The 16,601-nt window shown below is 56.2% G+C and carries 16 protein-coding genes; 11 read left to right on the forward strand and 5 right to left on the reverse strand.

Annotated features, from left to right (window positions below):
- Window positions 1-18: 18 nt before the first annotated feature.
- On the forward strand, window positions 19-732 hold the full coding sequence (locus HH1059_RS02940) for a tetratricopeptide repeat protein (protein ID WP_096408094.1): 714 nt from the start codon (window positions 19-21) through the stop codon (window positions 730-732).
- 294 nt (window positions 733-1,026) lie between these two features.
- Here the strand turns inward: HH1059_RS02940 and pufA are convergent, their stop codons facing one another.
- Window positions 1,027-1,224: a light-harvesting antenna LH1, alpha subunit gene (gene pufA / locus HH1059_RS02945; protein WP_096408097.1), complete on the reverse strand. Its 198-nt coding sequence runs from the start codon at window positions 1,222-1,224 to the stop codon at window positions 1,027-1,029.
- Window positions 1,225-1,243: 19 nt separating this feature from the next.
- A complete protein-coding gene (locus tag HH1059_RS02950) occupies window positions 1,244-1,504 on the reverse strand; it encodes a hypothetical protein (RefSeq protein WP_096408099.1) in 261 nt (86 codons plus the stop codon).
- A gap of 384 nt (window positions 1,505-1,888) precedes the next feature.
- On the opposite strand from HH1059_RS02950, the gene rplU reads away from it, so the two are divergent.
- From rplU to HH1059_RS02975, 5 genes are all read left to right on the forward strand, one after another.
- The gene (gene rplU / locus HH1059_RS02955; protein WP_096408102.1) at window positions 1,889-2,203 is read left to right on the forward strand and encodes a 50S ribosomal protein L21; all 315 of its coding nucleotides are present in this window, start codon (window positions 1,889-1,891) and stop codon (window positions 2,201-2,203) included.
- 17 nt (window positions 2,204-2,220) lie between these two features.
- A complete protein-coding gene (rpmA, locus tag HH1059_RS02960; RefSeq protein WP_096408104.1) occupies window positions 2,221-2,478 on the forward strand; it encodes a 50S ribosomal protein L27 in 258 nt (85 codons plus the stop codon).
- Window positions 2,479-2,561: 83 nt separating this feature from the next.
- The gene (gene cgtA / locus HH1059_RS02965) at window positions 2,562-3,602 is read left to right on the forward strand and encodes an Obg family GTPase CgtA (RefSeq protein WP_096408106.1); all 1,041 of its coding nucleotides are present in this window, start codon (window positions 2,562-2,564) and stop codon (window positions 3,600-3,602) included.
- On the forward strand, window positions 3,580-4,719 hold the full coding sequence (gene proB, locus HH1059_RS02970; protein WP_096408109.1) for a glutamate 5-kinase: 1,140 nt from the start codon (window positions 3,580-3,582) through the stop codon (window positions 4,717-4,719). Before cgtA ends, proB begins: the two co-directional genes overlap by 23 nt.
- Window positions 4,720-4,856: 137 nt before the next feature.
- The gene (locus tag HH1059_RS02975) at window positions 4,857-6,626 is read left to right on the forward strand and encodes an ankyrin repeat domain-containing protein (RefSeq protein WP_162549327.1); all 1,770 of its coding nucleotides are present in this window, start codon (window positions 4,857-4,859) and stop codon (window positions 6,624-6,626) included.
- A 221-nt stretch (window positions 6,627-6,847) separates the two neighbouring features.
- Here HH1059_RS02975 and rpsT read toward each other — a convergent pair whose 3' ends face one another.
- Window positions 6,848-7,114 (reverse strand): 30S ribosomal protein S20, encoded by a 267-nt coding sequence (gene rpsT, locus HH1059_RS02980; protein WP_096408114.1) that lies wholly within the window; start codon window positions 7,112-7,114, stop codon window positions 6,848-6,850.
- Window positions 7,115-7,458: 344 nt separating this feature from the next.
- Between rpsT and murJ the strand changes: the two genes are divergently transcribed.
- The 5 genes from murJ (at window position 7,459) to ispH (ending at window position 14,537) form a co-directional block, all read left to right on the forward strand.
- On the forward strand, window positions 7,459-9,033 hold the full coding sequence (murJ, locus tag HH1059_RS02985) for a murein biosynthesis integral membrane protein MurJ (RefSeq protein WP_096408116.1): 1,575 nt from the start codon (window positions 7,459-7,461) through the stop codon (window positions 9,031-9,033).
- 75 nt (window positions 9,034-9,108) lie between these two features.
- A complete protein-coding gene (gene ribF / locus HH1059_RS02990) occupies window positions 9,109-10,062 on the forward strand; it encodes a bifunctional riboflavin kinase/FAD synthetase (RefSeq protein ID WP_096408119.1) in 954 nt (317 codons plus the stop codon).
- The gene (gene ileS, locus HH1059_RS02995) at window positions 10,059-12,884 is read left to right on the forward strand and encodes an isoleucine--tRNA ligase (protein WP_096408121.1); all 2,826 of its coding nucleotides are present in this window, start codon (window positions 10,059-10,061) and stop codon (window positions 12,882-12,884) included. Before ribF ends, ileS begins: the two co-directional genes overlap by 4 nt.
- Window positions 12,884-13,351: a signal peptidase II gene (gene lspA / locus HH1059_RS03000; protein WP_096408124.1), complete on the forward strand. Its 468-nt coding sequence runs from the start codon at window positions 12,884-12,886 to the stop codon at window positions 13,349-13,351. Before ileS ends, lspA begins: the two co-directional genes overlap by 1 nt.
- A gap of 238 nt (window positions 13,352-13,589) precedes the next feature.
- On the forward strand, window positions 13,590-14,537 hold the full coding sequence (gene ispH / locus HH1059_RS03005; protein WP_096408126.1) for a 4-hydroxy-3-methylbut-2-enyl diphosphate reductase: 948 nt from the start codon (window positions 13,590-13,592) through the stop codon (window positions 14,535-14,537).
- Between the two features lie 55 nt (window positions 14,538-14,592).
- On the opposite strand, the gene HH1059_RS03010 is transcribed toward ispH, so the two are convergent.
- Both HH1059_RS03010 and HH1059_RS03015 read right to left on the reverse strand, forming a co-directional pair.
- Window positions 14,593-16,230 carry an HD family phosphohydrolase gene (locus tag HH1059_RS03010; RefSeq protein ID WP_096408129.1) on the reverse strand — a complete coding sequence of 546 codons (1,638 nt, stop codon included), beginning with the start codon at window positions 16,228-16,230 and terminating at the stop codon, window positions 14,593-14,595.
- 97 nt (window positions 16,231-16,327) lie between these two features.
- On the reverse strand, window positions 16,328-16,525 hold the full coding sequence (locus HH1059_RS03015) for a hypothetical protein (protein ID WP_096408131.1): 198 nt from the start codon (window positions 16,523-16,525) through the stop codon (window positions 16,328-16,330).
- Window positions 16,526-16,601 lie beyond the last annotated feature (76 nt).

Below are 16,601 nucleotides of genomic sequence, written 5' to 3' on the forward strand. Positions count from 1 at the left end.
TGACCGAGGTAACAGAAGATGATACGTGGCTTGGGGGCTGTGGTTATCGTTAGTGGCTTGATCCATATTGCAGGCTGCTATGTGCCTCCCGAGGAGGGGGGTGCGCCTCAGGCGCAGGACTCTCGGCAGCCCCAGGCTGCTGGCCGGGATTCCCAGCAGGATGATGGTAGTGACGACAGATCAGGGTGGCTCCATCAAGATCAACGAAGCGCTGATGATCGCCGGCAACAGGGTCAATCGCCTGGTTGGGGAAGAGAGCAGGGGGTGAGTGGTCTCTCTAGGCAAGCGCGGGAGGCGTATGAGGCGGGCAATTACCATAGTGCAGCGGAGAGTTTAGAGTCGGCGCTAGAGCAGGAGCCTGATCATCCGGTATTGCTACAGAAGTTGGCGGCTGTCAGGTATCAGTTGGGCGATTTCCAGCGCTCGGAAAACCTGGCTCAGCGTGCTATTAGCCGGGGTGGCAATAATAATGACGTGCTGCGGGAGAGTTGGTGGTTAATAGCTGCCTCGCGTATGCAAGTGGGTGACACTCAGGGGGCACAACAGGCTGCCCAAACTGCGAGTAGGTACGAAAGCGGTGGCCAGATGCCATCTCCTCCAGGCGGCGGGCAACAACAGCCAGCCGGTCCAGGACAAGGTGGGGGCATGGGCGCACCGGGGCCTGCTCAGCAAGCACCTTTTGGCGGCCAGCAACAACCCCCTTCCCCGCAGATGGCGCCAGGGAGCTTCTAAAGCCAGTTGAGCTGCGCAACTCTCCTGGAGCGCTGAGCCCTGGAGCGCTAAGCTTTGCAATCATTCGCGGGAGAGGTTGGTGGCGCTATCCATGGCAGCTGGATCGGTAAGAATCGCTCTTACTGCTTTGCTCAACTGGGTTTAGAGGGGCAATCAATCTTGCGGCGCTGATAGGTAGAGCGTATAGCACCCACAAAAAAACCGGCCAACTTAGTTATAAAGTTGGCCGGTTACTACACGTACCGCTAAGTTGTGCTTGCCGCGAGTCGCTGCGGCAAGACTCTAAGAGCCAACTTAGCCGTCGTAGGAAGTACGGGCCCAGATGCCCGGATTCTCATCCATGTAGTACTCCGCTGCAGGCGCACCTTCCAGCCAGTTGAAGCGCTCTGAGCTGATGCAGGCGAAATGCACTGCGAACGCCAGCAGCGCGAAGAACAGGTGGAAGCCTACCGCAGTCATGCGAAAGTCAACAAATTTCCAAAGTTTCCACATGGTTAAGTCTCCTTAGCCGTTAGCCGATTACGGGCATTTGTTGAGCAGCGGCAGTTACACTGCTGGCTTGCTCTTGAACCGAGGTGAGTGCGGAACGCACGTAATCCGGCGCATGATCCTCAAGGCGGTTACCGGCACGGCCTTGGTGGAACGGACGCCAGGCGTAGGCCAAAGCGTTGGCGATCAGGCCGATCGACCAGTAAGCATGCATGCCGAGCATGTTCATCTCGTGGATCTCTTGGCACTCCTCGTCGGTGAGGCCCGTGCGAATGTCAGTCATGGTACTACCTCCGTATTGGACTTTATGTCATCCTCAGCCGTTATGCTCTTGAGACGCCGGCTTGGGATGTTACTGCAACCTCTGCTGCCTACATACCCGACCCGGGTTACTAACTCGAGCCGCGGAACCATCATTTATAAGCTCAGATCCTGCTTGACCGGTGCCTGTGGCTACCGGATCCCTTCCCTGGCGTCGAGCATAGGATGTTACGTAAAGGGGGGAGAACACAATAGAAGGTGCGCTTTCGCCGCACTTTTTTTGTCTGCTCCTCGTGGCAATGCCTTTGCGGCTTTACCTGTGCGGCTTGATCGTCTATCATACCACGCACTTCGCAACTCTGCGATTATAAAGAATCGATAGGTAGAACATAGGAGCACAAGGCTGATGTACGCGGTGATCCGTAGTGGCGGCAAACAGTATCGCGTCACCGAGGGAGATGTGGTGCGGGTTGAGAAGCTGTCAGCACAGGTCGGGGAAAAGATTAATCTCGACGACGTATTGATGGTAGGAAGCAAAGGTGACGTCAAGATCGGTGCGCCGCGAGTTGAGGGCAGCACGGTTCAGGCTGAGGTTGTAGATCAGGGGCGGGGCCGCAAGATTGATGTGACCAAGTTCAAAAGGCGTAAGAACTATCGTCGCCACCATGGGCATCGCCAGTCTTATACCGAGCTAAAAATCACCGGCATTAGTGCCGGCTGACTGGAGGAGTAAACGAGATGGCGCACAAAAAGGCTGGTGGAAGCACCAAGAACGGACGCGATTCGCATTCTAAACGTCTTGGTGTCAAAAGATTTGGTGGTGAGCAGGTTAACGCCGGGAGCATAATAGTGCGCCAGCGCGGAACGCACTTTCATCCTGGTGATTATGTCGGTATTGGCAAAGACCACACTCTCTTCGCCAAGCGTGATGGCCGTGTAGTGTTTGAGCGTAAGGGGCCCAACAAGCGTCGCCAAGTTCGGATTGAGGCGATCTGATTGGCCAGCGGAAAACGTTCCGACACTTAAGCCCCGCCCCAGAGCGGGGTTTTTTATTTTCTGACTGAGATGCCAACACAATCATGCGTTTCGTAGATGAAGTCACCATAAGAGTCCATGCGGGAGATGGAGGCGACGGTAGTGTTAGCTTTCGGCGGGAGAAGTATGTGCCCCGTGGCGGGCCGGATGGCGGTGATGGGGGGCGTGGGGGCAGTGTCTATCTGCAGGCCGATGAGGGATTGACCACACTAGTCGATTATCGCCATGAACGCCAGTTCCGAGCCGAGCCTGGCCAATCCGGCAGCGGTAGGCAGTGCACCGGCCGTTCAGGAGAAGATCGCTTGCTTCAGGTGCCTGTTGGCACACTGGTATATGAGAACGATACCGGTGAGCTTATGGGAGATCTTACTGAGCACGGCCAGCGCTTGCTGGTTGCCGCAGGAGGCAAGGGGGGGCTAGGCAACCTGCACTTTAAAAGCTCGACTAACCGTGCTCCACGCCAGTCAATCCCGGGGGGCTCAGGCGAGGTCCGCGAACTGCGTTTGGAACTGCAGGTCTTGGCCGATGTGGGCTTGCTGGGGATGCCCAATGTCGGCAAGTCAACCTTCATCCGTGCGGCCTCTGCGGCGCGGCCGAAAGTTGCTGACTACCCCTTTACAACCCTCTATCCACAGCTCGGCGTAGTGCGGATGGAGGCGCATAAGTCCTTTGTGATTGCAGATATCCCCGGGCTTATTGCTGGGGCCGCACAGGGTGCTGGGCTGGGTGTTCAGTTTCTCAAGCACTTGAGTAGGACGGGGCTGTTATTGCATATCGTCGATGCAGTTGCCCAGGACTGGGGCGGAGATCCGGTAGCCGATGCCCAGACCCTGCTAGCTGAGTTGGAGCAGTTTGATCCTGATTTGGCCGCCAAGCCGCGCTGGTTGGTGGTTAATCGGATAGATTTGTTACCTGCAGAGCAGCGCTCGGAGAGGGTGGGCGATATTGTGAAGCGTCTGGATTGGCAGGGTCCGGCCTACAGCATCTCTGCTCTGACCGGTGAGGGGGTGCATCAGCTGTGTGGTGGCATAATGGATTATCTTAAGGAGCAGCGCGGTAGTAATGGGGCAGAAATCTCAACGTAGCTCTCTTGCTAGGGTTCAACGCTGGGTTGTAAAGGTAGGCAGTGCCCTAGTTACTGGTAACGGTAGTGGCCTTGATCGTGCCTGTATATCAGCCTGGGCAGATCAGATTGCCGGGCTGCGCAAGGCCGGGCGGCAGGTGACAGTGGTCTCCTCAGGAGCTGTTGCTGAAGGTGTTAAGCGACTTGGCTGGCAGCAGCGCCCAAGGGCTGTTTATCAGTTGCAGGCGGCCGCGGCGCTGGGCCAAAGTGGCCTGGTCAGCACTTGGTCTGAGGGGTTTGCGCCTCACCATTTGATGACTGCTCAGGTGTTGTTGACCCATGATGACCTTTCCGATAGGCGCCGCTACCTTAATGCTAGGAGCGCTCTGCGGGAGATGCTGCGTTTGGGCATAATCCCTATCGTCAATGAGAACGATACAGTTGTCACCGATGAGATCCGCTTTGGTGATAACGATACCCTGGCGGCACTGGTTGCCAATCTTGTTGAGGCACAGGGCTTGCTGATACTTACTGATCAGCCAGGCATGATGGATAGCGATCCGCGCGACAACCCGCAGGCTGAACTGATCTGCGAAGCGCGGGCCGGGGATCCGGGGCTGGAGAGACTTTGCGGGGTAAGTCCTGGTGAGTTGGGGCGGGGCGGGATGCTGACGAAGGTCAGGGCCGCTGCCCGGGCGGCACGCTCGGGGGCGTATACGGTTGTAGCCGATGGGCGTGAACAGCAGGTAATTGAAAAGATTGCTCAGGGCGAGGCGGATATTGGTACGCTTTTCGTCCCCGATAGTGAGCCCTTGGCTGCGCGCAAGCAGTGGTTGGCTAGCCACCTGCAGGTTGCCGGGGAGTTGCGGCTCGACGATGGGGCGGCACGCGCGCTTCGTGAGGGCGGGAAAAGCCTGTTGCCAGTGGGGGTGGTCGGCGTGAAGGGCGATTTTTCTCGTGGTGATATGGTGGTATGCATTGACTCCTCTGGCCTTGAGGTGGCCCGTGGGCTGGTCGGTTATGCTAGCGATGAGGCCGAGATGATATGCGGGCGGGCCAGCTCTGAGCTTGAGCAGGTGCTAGGTTATGTTGATGAACCGGAGTTGATACACCGCGATAACATGGTTGTCACCGGCTGAATATTGAACTGAGTTTGGCATGGCTAACTATGGCTAGGCGGATCTTAAGTGGGCGTTGTCTCAGATTTTTCCTCTGTAAGGGGTTATTGCTAGGGCTTGTGCTAGGTCATGTTGGAGGGTGCGCCTTATGGCAACCCTTGAACGGCGGCAGAGATGCGATAGAGGCGATTCGCGCGGCGGACCAGAGTCGTCTGGAAGAGGCGCTGGAAGTGGGAGACCTGACTTCCTATACGGATCAAGTTGGCCGCAACCTCCTCCACTACGCTGCAGTCCATGGGCAGGACTCTATGCTGGTATCGCTGCTGGAGTACGGCATATCGCCTAATAAAACCGATAATTCGGGGCGTTTGCCTTTGCACTATGCGCTTGAAAGTGATTTAACGCCCGCATTGGCAGATTTGCTCGAGGCAACTCAAAGAGTCGATCAGCCGGACGAGCAAGGCCTTACGCCGCTCATGCTGGCTGCCAGGAATGGCCAACATGAGGTGGTTGAAAAACTGCTCGCAGCTGGTGCTGACCCTGATCGACGTGATGAGCTAGGTGCTACTGCCTTGTCATTGGCAGCGGCTGCTGATCATCCCCGTGCGGTTAGCATCTTACGGCAAGTAACTGAGCGTCCCCCGTCTGCCTACGCAGCTGCCGATGTGGTGCGGGCTGGCGATGTCGAAACCCTGAATTGGATGATTGAACACGGGCTTGATATCTGGGCCACATGGGAGGAGAGCGGCCAGGAGATGAATTTGGCTGCGGTGGCGGTTGATTCAAGCCCGCAAGCGGCAGCTCTACTAATGCGCTATGGTGCCGGTTTAGATGCTACCGGTGATAAGGCCTTGGTTGCAGTAGCCCTGCGTGGCGACGTCTCACGTGTTAAAGAGCTGTTGGCCGCCGGTGCTGACCCTAATGCTGAAGTGCCCAGAGCCGATGCTGCTGGGCGTAAGGTGTTGATGGAAGTGTCCCGTTTGGGCTTGGTTGATACAGCCATGGCCCTGATTGAAGCGGGCGCTGATCCGCAGCTCGCTGATGAGCACGGTGCAGATAGTCTCTGGCATGCTGCTGTAGGTTATATCTCAAGACGCGATAGAGCAGCGGGGCTTGAGCGCGGTAGTAGTCGTGACGATATTCTACTCGCCTTACTGGAGGCTGGCGCTAGCCCAAGTGGTGGTGACCGTTTTGAGTTTACTCCCTTGCATGCCGCCGCGGCATGGGGGAGTAAGGAGAGCGTACAGGCGCTCTTGGATGCGGGGGCAGCACTGGAGAGCACTGATCGTAACGGACGCACCCCGCTGGTTTTTGCTGCGCAGTTTGGCAATGCGCAGACCTTGCAAGAATTGATTGATAGTGGCGCTGATCCGTCGGCAGTTTCATACATAGGTTCTAGCGTTGTGACCTATGCTAGGCTCGCGGATAGGTTAGCCGGTGATGGCGCTTCAGGTGTGGCCGAGCTGGTTCGTTCGGCGGGGGGCGGAAAGAGTCCAGGGCCACGCAGCGGCACCCCGAGCTTGTCAGTAAGTAGCGATGAGCGCAGGGTAATGCGCCTTGATCAGCCAGTTGCGGTCTATGATAGTGCTGATCCGGGCGGTTCGAGCGGCAGATTCCTACCTTATACCACTACTTGTAGCGGGATTTCTTGCATCTATCCCCCTGTGGTTGTCTTGCCGGCGGGAACTGTGGTTGAGTTGATTTACCGCGAGGCAGGATCATCAGGTAGGCTGCATAGCATTTACATGGTTCAAGAGTCCGGGCTGCGTGGCTTTCTCTTTGAGGATGATCTTTATGGGGCTTGGCCGCCTGCGGGGGCGGCAGCGAGTGAGCTGACGGTAGGCCGAGTTGCGCACATCAGGGGCATGCGCTGGGTTGAGGAATTTGATGTAAATCTCACTGAGGCTAGCGGCGGGCTGATTTGGTAAGCGGATGGGGCGGACCTAAGACGGTGCCATGTCGCCAAACCAGCCGAGGGGCGCTGCCCGGGGGTTGCTGGCCGAGGCAGGTATGCTGGGGAGATCGACGTAGCGCCCTAAAATCCCAGTGGATCAGTTAACCTGCCTCGTTTCCATGCTGCCCGCCTAGAAAGCTAAATAAAGGCTAGAGATCCAGCCATAGATCCATACAGGTGGTTTTGAGCTCACTCTTAGCTAGCTAGGCTGCGGACCTTGTCGTTGAGGCGTGACTTATGCCTTGCTGCCTTATTCTTGTGGATTATGCCGCGATTAGCAGAGCGGTCGATCACGCGTACAGCACTGCGATAAGCCTCTTGTGCCTTGCTAGGATCCCCGCCTTTGACGGCTTGCAGTACTCTCTTGATTGAGGTGCGCATCTCACTGCGCCGCGACTTGTTGCGCTTGCGTCGACCTTCTGCCTGAATTGCGCGTTTTTTGGCGCTGGGGATGTTCGCCACGATTACACTCCTGCCTAATGATCGTTTACAAAGAGTAACTCTGTTCTTCTAATCGTAATCTTTCTTTGAATCGCTGCAACGGGGTCGGTCTCGATGACTAACCCTCTGACAATGGTAGGCGATCAGATAGACGCGATACTATGCCCTCGCTGAAGAGTTATGTCAAGGTCTACGAGAGAAATAGCACTTTTGCGGTGCTTGTGGGCGGTGTTAAGGGTCTATGTTGAGGTACAATTCCTGCCCTTGAGGCGCGAAGACCTCCACACCGGGGCAACTAAGTGGCGCAGGGGGAGTTGCTAGGGGAGCCGTATTGGTAATCTTGCAAATTTTGCAGCGAGGCGTACGTGGTTACAGGCCTTTTTCGGCATATCTTTACATTTGGTTCACTGACTTTTGTCTCGCGTATCCTTGGTCTAGGACGGGACATAATCATAGCCAGCGTTTTCGGTTCAAGCGCGCAGACGGACGCCTTCATCGTTGCCTTCAAGATACCCAATTTTATGCGTCGGATTACCGCCGAGGGGGCGTTCTCTCAGGCGTTTGTCCCGGTTTTGACCGATTATAAGACCAGCCGCAGCCATGCCCAGGTCCGCGAGATGGTTGCCTCTGTGGCGGGTACCCTGGCGGCATTCCTTGCCGGTATAGTGGTGCTTGGTATGCTCGCTGCGCCGGCAGTTGTTTATATCTTCGCGCCCGGTTTTAGCAATGATCCGTACCGCTTTGAGTTGACCGCACAGCTATTGGTTCTAACCTTTCCTTATATCCTATTGATATCGCTGGTTGCCTGCGCCGGAGCGGTGCTGCATACCTGTAACAGATTTGCCTCATTTGCCTTTGCCCCGGTTTTGCTCAATGCCACGTTGATTGCGGCTGCGTTGTGGTTGTCGCCTTTGCTCGATGAGCCTATTTGGGCTTTGGGTATTGGGGTTGCGGTGGCCGGGGTATTACAGCTGCTCCTGCAATTGCCGTTTCTCTATCGTGAGGGGTTGCTGGTTTTGCCGCGTCCCTCGCTGCGCCATGCAGGAGTGCGGCGAGTAGCTAAGCTGATGGGGCCAGCTGTGCTCGGCTCTTCGGTCATGCAGATAAACCTGCTAGTGGATACGATTCTGGCCTCATTTCTGATTGCTGGCAGTGTAAGTTGGCTCTACTTTTCCGACCGACTGGTTGAGTTCCCTCTCGGTGTATTTGGCATTGCTTTAGGGACTATCCTGCTACCGCGCTTGTCAGCTGAACACGTAAACAGCGCCCCTGAGCATTTTTCGCGGACCTTGGACTGGGGGTTTAAGCTGGTAGTGGTGGTCATCGCGCCAGCCACGCTCGGGCTAATGGTGTTGGCCGGCCCTATTTTGGCGACGCTCTTTCAGTATGGGGAGTTCGGCCCTAGTGATGTAGTTGCAGCCGGCTATTCACTTGCTGCTTATAGCCTCGGGCTGTTTGGCTTCGTTATGGTTAAGGTTCTTACCCCCGGATATTTTTCCCGGGAAGATATGACTACCCCGGTAAAATGTGCTGTAGTTGCTGTGATAGTCAACCTAGTTCTGTCAGTTACCGCTGTTTGGTGGCTACACGAGACAGCGTATGGCCATGTTGCTCTGGCCGCGGCGACGGCGGTTTCTGCCACTGTCAACTCAGCGCTGCTCTATTATGGCTTGCGTCGCAAAGGGGTATATAAGCCCGGTGCCGGCTGGTTGGCGCTGGCGATCAAAGTGGCGGTAGCAACCTTCTCTATGGGGTTGGTTTTGCTCTATCCGGCGTTGCAGCTGGAGGCGTGGCTGGAAGCTGAACTGCAAGTCCGTCTCTTGTGGCTGGTAGCGGCGGTATTCGGCGGCATGTTGGTCTATATTGGGATGCTGTATGCCCTAGGCATGCGCTTGGCAGAGTTTAGGGAGCCGCCGGTAAGTGATGCAGCAGCGCATTGATTGCCTGCTCGGGCGCGCCGGTTCTGGTCGAACTGGCAGTGAAGCTAGTACACTTGAGGTTTTTGCCGATTATCCATGGAGCTAATACGCGGTATCCATAATATTCGCCACCGCCATAGGGGGGCAGCAGTTACCATCGGTAATTTCGATGGCGTCCACCGTGGCCATCAGGCAATGATCGCTAGGCTGCGTGAGCAGGCCTCCCGCCGAGGTTGTCCCGCGTATGTGGTAACGTTTGAGCCGCATCCAGCCGAGTATTTGACGCCCCACCGTGCGCCAGCGCGGTTGACCGGTTGGCGCGAGAAGCTGCGCCGCCTGGGCAATTCGGGCATAGATGGCGTCGTGGTGTTGCGCTTTGATCAGCACCTTGCTGGCCTCGATGCTGCTAGCTTTGCTACCGACCTGCTCGGAGAGCGTTTGGGCGTTAGCCATGTGCTGGTAGGCGATGATTTTCGCTTTGGCTGTGCGCGCGGCGGTGATTTAAATCTGCTACTGGAACTGGGTAAGCGAGCCGGTTTCGATGTTTGCGCCATGGAGACAATTGAGGTCGCCAATGAACGGGTAAGCAGTACGCGGGTTAGGGCAGCTATAGCTTTAGGGGACTTCGCAGCTGCCGAGCAGATGCTTGGAGAGCCATATAGGGTGAGTGGCCGGGTGGTGCGTGGCGATGCTATGGGCAGGCGCTTGGGCTGGCCGACGGCCAATCTGCGCTTGGCGGCCGCACGGCTGCCCCTGCAAGGCATATACGCCGCGCGCGTCTGCGGGGATGACCTGCGGGATTGGCCCGCAGCTGTGAGTGTCGGGGTGCGGCCGACCGTTGATGGGCGTGTGGCGGTATTTGAAGTGCATTTGATAGGTTTCGAGGGCGATCTCTACGGCAGCCATCTTAGTGTGGAGCCGGTGAAGTGGCTGCGTGGAGCAAAACAGTTTGCCGATCTGAATGCCCTTGCGGCTCAGATTGGGCGTGATATTCAGCAGGCAGAACAGGTCCTGCGAGGCAATCCGGATTCAGACGAGGCGCTAAAGTGAGCGATTATAAAAACACCCTTAATCTTCCCCATACCGATTTTCCCATGCGTGCTCGGTTAGCTGAACGCGAACCGCAGCGCCTGGAGCAGTGGCGCAACCAAAACCTTTATGCGCAGGTGCGTCAAGCAAGAAAGGGGCGGGAGAAGTTCATCCTCCATGATGGTCCGCCTTATGCGAATGGGGATATACACATTGGCCATGCCGTTAACAAGATCCTTAAGGATATTATCGTTAAGGCCCGGACTATGGACGGCTATGATGCCCCCTATGTCCCGGGCTGGGACTGCCACGGCTTGCCCATTGAGCATAAGGTAGAGGAGGAGGCCGGCAAGCCGGGCGTTAAGCTTGACTATGCCGAATTCCGGCGCCGTTGTCGTGATTTCGCGGCCAGCCAAGTGGCAAAGCAAAAGGCCGATTTTGAACGGTTGGGAGTCTTAGGTGATTGGCAGAACCCTTATCTGACCATGGATTTTGCGACCGAGGCAGGGATCTTGCGGGCGTTGGCGAGTATCTTTGCCGCTGGTCATATCACCCAGGGGTTCAAGCCGGTGCACTGGTGTGCTGAGTGTGGTTCGGCCTTGGCCGAGGCCGAGGTCGAGTACGAGGAGAGGACCTCGCCCGCTGTCGATGTGCGCTTCAGTGTCGTTGATGAGCTTGATCTGCAACGGCGCCTCCACTTGGAAGGAGAGGGGGCGCAAGCGGGTGAGGCGGCAGTGATTATCTGGACTACCACGCCGTGGACGCTGCCGGCAAACCGTGCTGTGGCACTGCACCCCGAACTCGAGTACGTCGTGGTAGCGATTGGCCATGCCGAGCGCCTGATTGTGGCTGCTGAGTTGCTCGAGTCGGTGCAGCAACGGGTCGGATTTGACAGCTGTGAGGTAGTTGGTCGCTGTCGTGGCGATAAGCTCGAGGGCTTAGAGCTGCGCCATCCGTTTGTTGATCGGCAAGTGCCGGTAATTCTGGGTGAGCATGTAACCGTTGATGGTGGCACAGGTTGTGTCCACACCGCTCCCGGCCACGGTCAGGAGGATTTTGAAGTAGGTGGCCGTTACGGTCTGGAGGTGACCAATCCGGTAGCAGGCGACGGCAGCTTTAAGGAGGATACCGAACACTTCGCCGGCATGAATGTCTTTGCGGCTAATCCCGAAGTGGTGAAACTGCTCGAGCAGCGAGGTAAGCTGCTGCACCATGAGCCTTACCAGCACAGCTACCCGCACTGCTGGCGACATAAGACTCCGGTGATCTTTCGGGCCACCCCACAGTGGTTTATTGATCTCGGTCGCCACGGTTTGCGCGAGTTGGCCCTTGCTGAGATAGACCAGGTTAAGTGGATGCCGCACTGGGGTCGGGCACGTATTGAGGCCATGGTCGGCGGTCGTCCCGACTGGTGTATCTCCAGGCAGCGGCATTGGGGGGTGCCGATAGCCATATTTATCCACAAGAGCAGCGGCGAACCGCATCCGGAAACGCCGGCTATTATGGAAGAGGTCGCCCGGCGCATGGAGCGTTTCGGCCTCGAAGGGTGGTGGGAGCTTGATGCTGATGACCTGCTCGGCGACGAGGCGCAAGAGTATGAGAGGGTCACCGATATACTCGATGTTTGGTTTGACTCCGGGGTAACTCACGCAACTGTGTTGGAACGCCACCCTGACCTGCAGGTCCCCGCCGATCTCTACCTTGAGGGTTCTGATCAGCATCGTGGCTGGTTCCAATCGTCATTGCTTTCCTCCGCCGCTGTTCGCTCTACTGCACCTTACAAGGCGGTTTTGACGCACGGGTTTACCGTCGATGAGCACGGCCGCAAGATGTCGAAATCGCAGGGCAACGTGGTTGCCCCGCAGGATGTTATGGATCGACTCGGCGCCGATATTTTGCGCTTGTGGGTCGCCTCAGCCGATTATAGTGGCGAAATCGCGGTCTCCGATAATATCTTGCAGCGCACTGCTGATGCCTATCGCAGACTGCGCAACACCGCCCGCTTTCTGCTCGGTAATCTCCACGGTTTCGAGCCGCAGCGCGATATGCTTGATGGCGGTTCTCTGCTGCCCCTCGATCGCTGGGCAGTGGGTCGAACCCATGAGCTACAAAAGCTCATCGTCGAGGCCTACGACCGCTACGAACTGCACCGGATATATCACCTGCTGCACAACTTTTGTGTTGTCGATATGGGTGGCTTTTACCTCGATATCATCAAGGATCGGCTTTATACCACCCCCCCGGAGAGTCGGGCGCGGCGCTCGGCGCAGACGGCGATGAACCATATTGCTGAAGCCCTGGCGCGTTGGTTAGCACCAATCCTCTCTTTTACCGCCGATGAGATCTGGGAGCAATTACCCGGGGCGAGAGAGGGATCACTGTTTACCGCCGAGTGGTATGACGGGCTCTTTGCGCTTGACGAGGGTGAGACTGGGGAGCAGTTTTGGGAGCGGGTGATAGAAGTCCGTGCTGCAGTAAGCCGGGAGCTTGAGAGTCTGCGTAACTCCAAGGTCATCGGTGCCAATCTTGATGCCGAGGTAACCCTCTACATGCCCGAAGATCTGCTCCAAGAGTTTGCCGTTCTGGCCGATGAACTGCGTTTCGTGCTGATCACATCGGAAGCTGCGATCCGTCCGCTTGCCGAAGTGCCAGAGGATGCAACAGCGATAACTCTCGCTAATGGAGCGGAATTGTTTGTCACTGTCGCGGCCTCCGAGCACGCTAAGTGCCCGCGCTGCTGGCATCGTCGGGCCGATATCGGTACCAGCAATGAGCACCCTGAGTTGTGCGCGCGTTGCGTCGCGAATGTCTCTGGGACAGGTGAACAGCGTTTGGTGGCGTGATGTTCTATTGGTGGCTAGGGGTGGCAGCAGTATGGGTGTTGCTGGATCAGGTGACCAAACTCTGGGCAGATAGTGCCCTGACCTTTGGTCAATCTATCGAGTTGCTACCGGTGCTCAATTTGACGTTGGGCTATAACACCGGTGCTGCGTTTAGCATTCTTGGCGGCGGAGATGGCTGGCAGAGATGGTTTTTGGCGGCGATCGCTGTTGCGGTCAGCAGCTACTTGGTTTATTGGTTGCGTCAGATCGCCGACACCGAGCGGTGGCTTGCGCTGGGGCTGACCTTGGTGCTGGCGGGTGCGATTGGTAATCTAATCGACCGTCTGCGGCTCGGTTATGTTGTTGATTTCATCCACATGTACTACCAGGACTACCACTGGCCAATATTCAATGTCGCCGATATCGGGATAACCGTTGGCGCCGGTATAGTCGTAGTGGCTATGTTGGTGAAGGGCAATAATCCGTGAAGAGGGTTTGCGCCTCTAGCGAGATTGGTGTTTAGGGGAACCACTAAAACTCCCCCGGAGCCACTTACTGCCCCGGTGTGGAGGGCGCCGTTAATCCATCCCTGGAGGCTTCATGGCGCCATCCCTGGCGCCAAGAGCTCCACACCTGGGCAGTAAGTGGCTCCGGGGTGGGGAGTTTGTTAAGAGGCGCCCTTAGGCTTAGGTGGCTAAGCGCCGACAAAATATCAGGAGAGAGCCCGTGACTAAGATCTACCTTGCTAACCCACGCGGTTTTTGTGCCGGGGTCGACCGTGCCATAGCAGTAGTTGAGCGCTCCCTCGAGGTGTGCGGCGCCCCTGTCTATGTCAGACATGAAGTAGTCCATAACCGCTACGTGGTTAAAGATTTGAAGAAGCGCGGCGCTGTCTTTGTCGAAGAGCTAGACGAAGTTCCTGACGGCGCTACAGTCATTTTCAGTGCCCACGGGGTCCCTCGTCATGTGGAGGATGAGGCGGCTAGACGGGGTTTGCAGGTTTTTGATGCCACTTGTCCGCTGGTGACTAAGGTTCACAAGGAAGTCCGTGCGCATGCTCAGCAAGGACGCGAGGTGATACTGATCGGTCATGCCGGTCACCCCGAGGTCGAGGGCACTATGGGGCAGTATTTGCCCCCCTCCGGTGATGGTGGCATATATCCTGTGCAGGGTGTCGAGGAGGCGCGCAGTCAGCAGGTCAAAAACCCAGACGATGTGGCCTTTGTTACCCAAACCACGTTGTCGGTAGATGATGCTGCGGCCGTAGTGGAGGTCCTCAAGGAGCGTTTCCCGGACATTCGCGGGCCGAGTAAGAACGATATTTGTTATGCCACCCAAAATCGCCAGGATGCCGTGCGTGCCTTGGCAGAAAGGGTTGATCTGCTGCTGGTCTTAGGGTCGGTGAATAGTTCCAATTCAAACCGGCTGCGGGAGCTGGCCGTACGTTGCGGTACGCAAGCTTATCTGGTGGATGGGGCAGCAGACTTGAACAGGGAGTGGCTCTCGGAGTGTCGGGCAGTAGGGGTTACTGCTGGCGCCTCGGCGCCTGAGAGTACGGTCATTGAGGTAGTCGAGCAGCTTAAATCATGGGGCTGTTGTGAGCCTGAGGAGATAGTCGCCGGTAAGTCGGAAAGGGTGACTTTCGCTCTACCTAAGGAATTGGTAGGTGGTTAAAACATTTGAAAACGTTTGGCGTTGGAAGATTCGTCTATGGCATGAAGATTGGCTGCTAATCCTTAGCTAGACCAGGAAGTGATGACTCATCCACTTCATCAATGAGCTCAGGCAGCATATGTTCGTGGGCATATTTCAGATAGACCTTTTCTTCTATAAAGATTTGGAAAAGATTCTTGTCGAAGTGTCCTTCTTCGGCCATAAAGCCCATAATCTTGAGGGCTTGGCTGAGGGTTTTGGTCTCCTTATAGGGCCTGTCGGGAGCGGTTAGGGCCTCGAAGACGTCGGCAATTGCCAGTATCCTAGCGCCGAAACAGATTTGCTCGCCGGCAAGGTTATCCGGGTAACCCCCTCCGGCCATGCGCTCATGGTGCTGCCCGGCGATCTGCGGTGTCCTTTGCAGGTGCTTGGGGAAATTTAGCTGTTCGAGCATCTCGCGGCTAACACGAACATGGTCGTGCATGATCGCCATTTCTTGCTGATTGAGGGTGCCGCGACGAATCTTAAGATTTTCTATTTCATCCTCTGTCAGCAAAGGATGTTCCTTGCCTAAATGGTCGGTCCAAGTGTAGCGTTCGGCTATACGGTCGACCCTCTCTTGTGCTGCCTCTTCCATGAACTCTTTGCCGGTGTTGGCGCTGCACAGAAAATCCATGTCATCTTGGAGTTGCTGTTCAAAAACTTTAAGCTCCTCCTTAGCACGCTCGGCAGCTTCGGTGTCACCACTTGTAATTGCTTGATGTTGCTCGGTGAGGGATTTTAGTTGAGCCTCTTGGCGTGTGGCAGCGGCTCTGGTCATTATCTCATTTATGCCGTCGATCTGCCGCTCAAGCTTTGTTGCCTTGTTGACTATAGCCTCTGGAGTGGTGACCTTGCCGCAATCGTGTAGCCAAGCCGCCAAGGATAGCTCGTCATACTGCTCGGGGCTAAGCTTGAAATCTTCGGTTGTGCTGCTCTGTGATTCATTAATCGCGTCGGCCACCATCATGGTTAAAAGCGGCACCCGCTCGCAGTGCTTGCCTGTAGTGGGATTTTTGCGGTCGATGCTTTTGGCTATGACCTTGGTGAAAGAGTTGAACAGCGCGCGTTGAGCATCAATCAGCTGCTGCTTGGTTAGGGCTATGGCTGCCTGCGAGGCGAGGGAACTGGCGATCTTTTCATCCGCAGCGCTAAACTCAGTAGGCTCGCCGCTGTGCGGGTCGAGTGCATTGATTAACTGAAGTACTCCAATGACTGATCCTTCATGGTCGCGCATTGGAACTGTTAGAAAGGACTTTGAGCGGTATCCAGTCTGCGCGTCTATGCGCCGAGTACCACTGAAATCGAATCCCTCTGCGTCATAGGCGTCAGCTATCCTAACGGCCTCCCCGCTTACTGCTGAGTAGGCCGCAACGTTTCTATCGTTGGGTGATCCATCTTCGGTGTACAGCGGCAATGTAGGGAAATCTACCGGGTTGCCGCTAGTTCCGCCGAGGTGCAGCCCTAAGCTATCGTTATGGACTGTCTCGAAACTTAAGAAGCTTTCTTCCTCGACACTGTAAACTGTCCCCGCATCAGCATTGGTCAGATTGCGAGCCCCCCGCAGGATCATCTCTACCAGAGCGTCGGTATTCGTCTCTGCCGAAAGCGCCTGACCTATGGATAGCAGCTGTTCTAACCGCTCCTCCAGAGGTTGCCCTGAGCCACGGGACATCTAAACACCCCTCCGCCTGACACCCTGGGTTGAGATGGTATTAGCGCAATCCTCAGGGTGTCAGGGATGACGTGAGCAAAGTGTAAGTCGTTGCTGGCTATATTACCCCCTTCTCTCGCATCAGTACATAACCAATGCCAGAGCCGACCAGGATCGATGTCAGCATCCAGCTGAGTGAAATCAAACGCGGATCCAAGGTTATGGCAATCGCTATCATCAGGAACAGAGTCAGGCCGACTCCCACTCCTAGCGAAACGATTAACTTGCCGCTCCAGGTGCTGGTGTCGATATCCATCTTGTTTCCCCTCAAGTTATGATTATGGATTCAGTGCTGCTATTAGTCAGCCTTATGTCTCACCGTGGCAACCTTT

The sequence above is a fragment of the Halorhodospira halochloris genome (genome assembly GCF_002356555.2).
GTDB classification, from domain to species: domain Bacteria; phylum Pseudomonadota; class Gammaproteobacteria; order Nitrococcales; family Halorhodospiraceae; genus Halorhodospira; species Halorhodospira halochloris.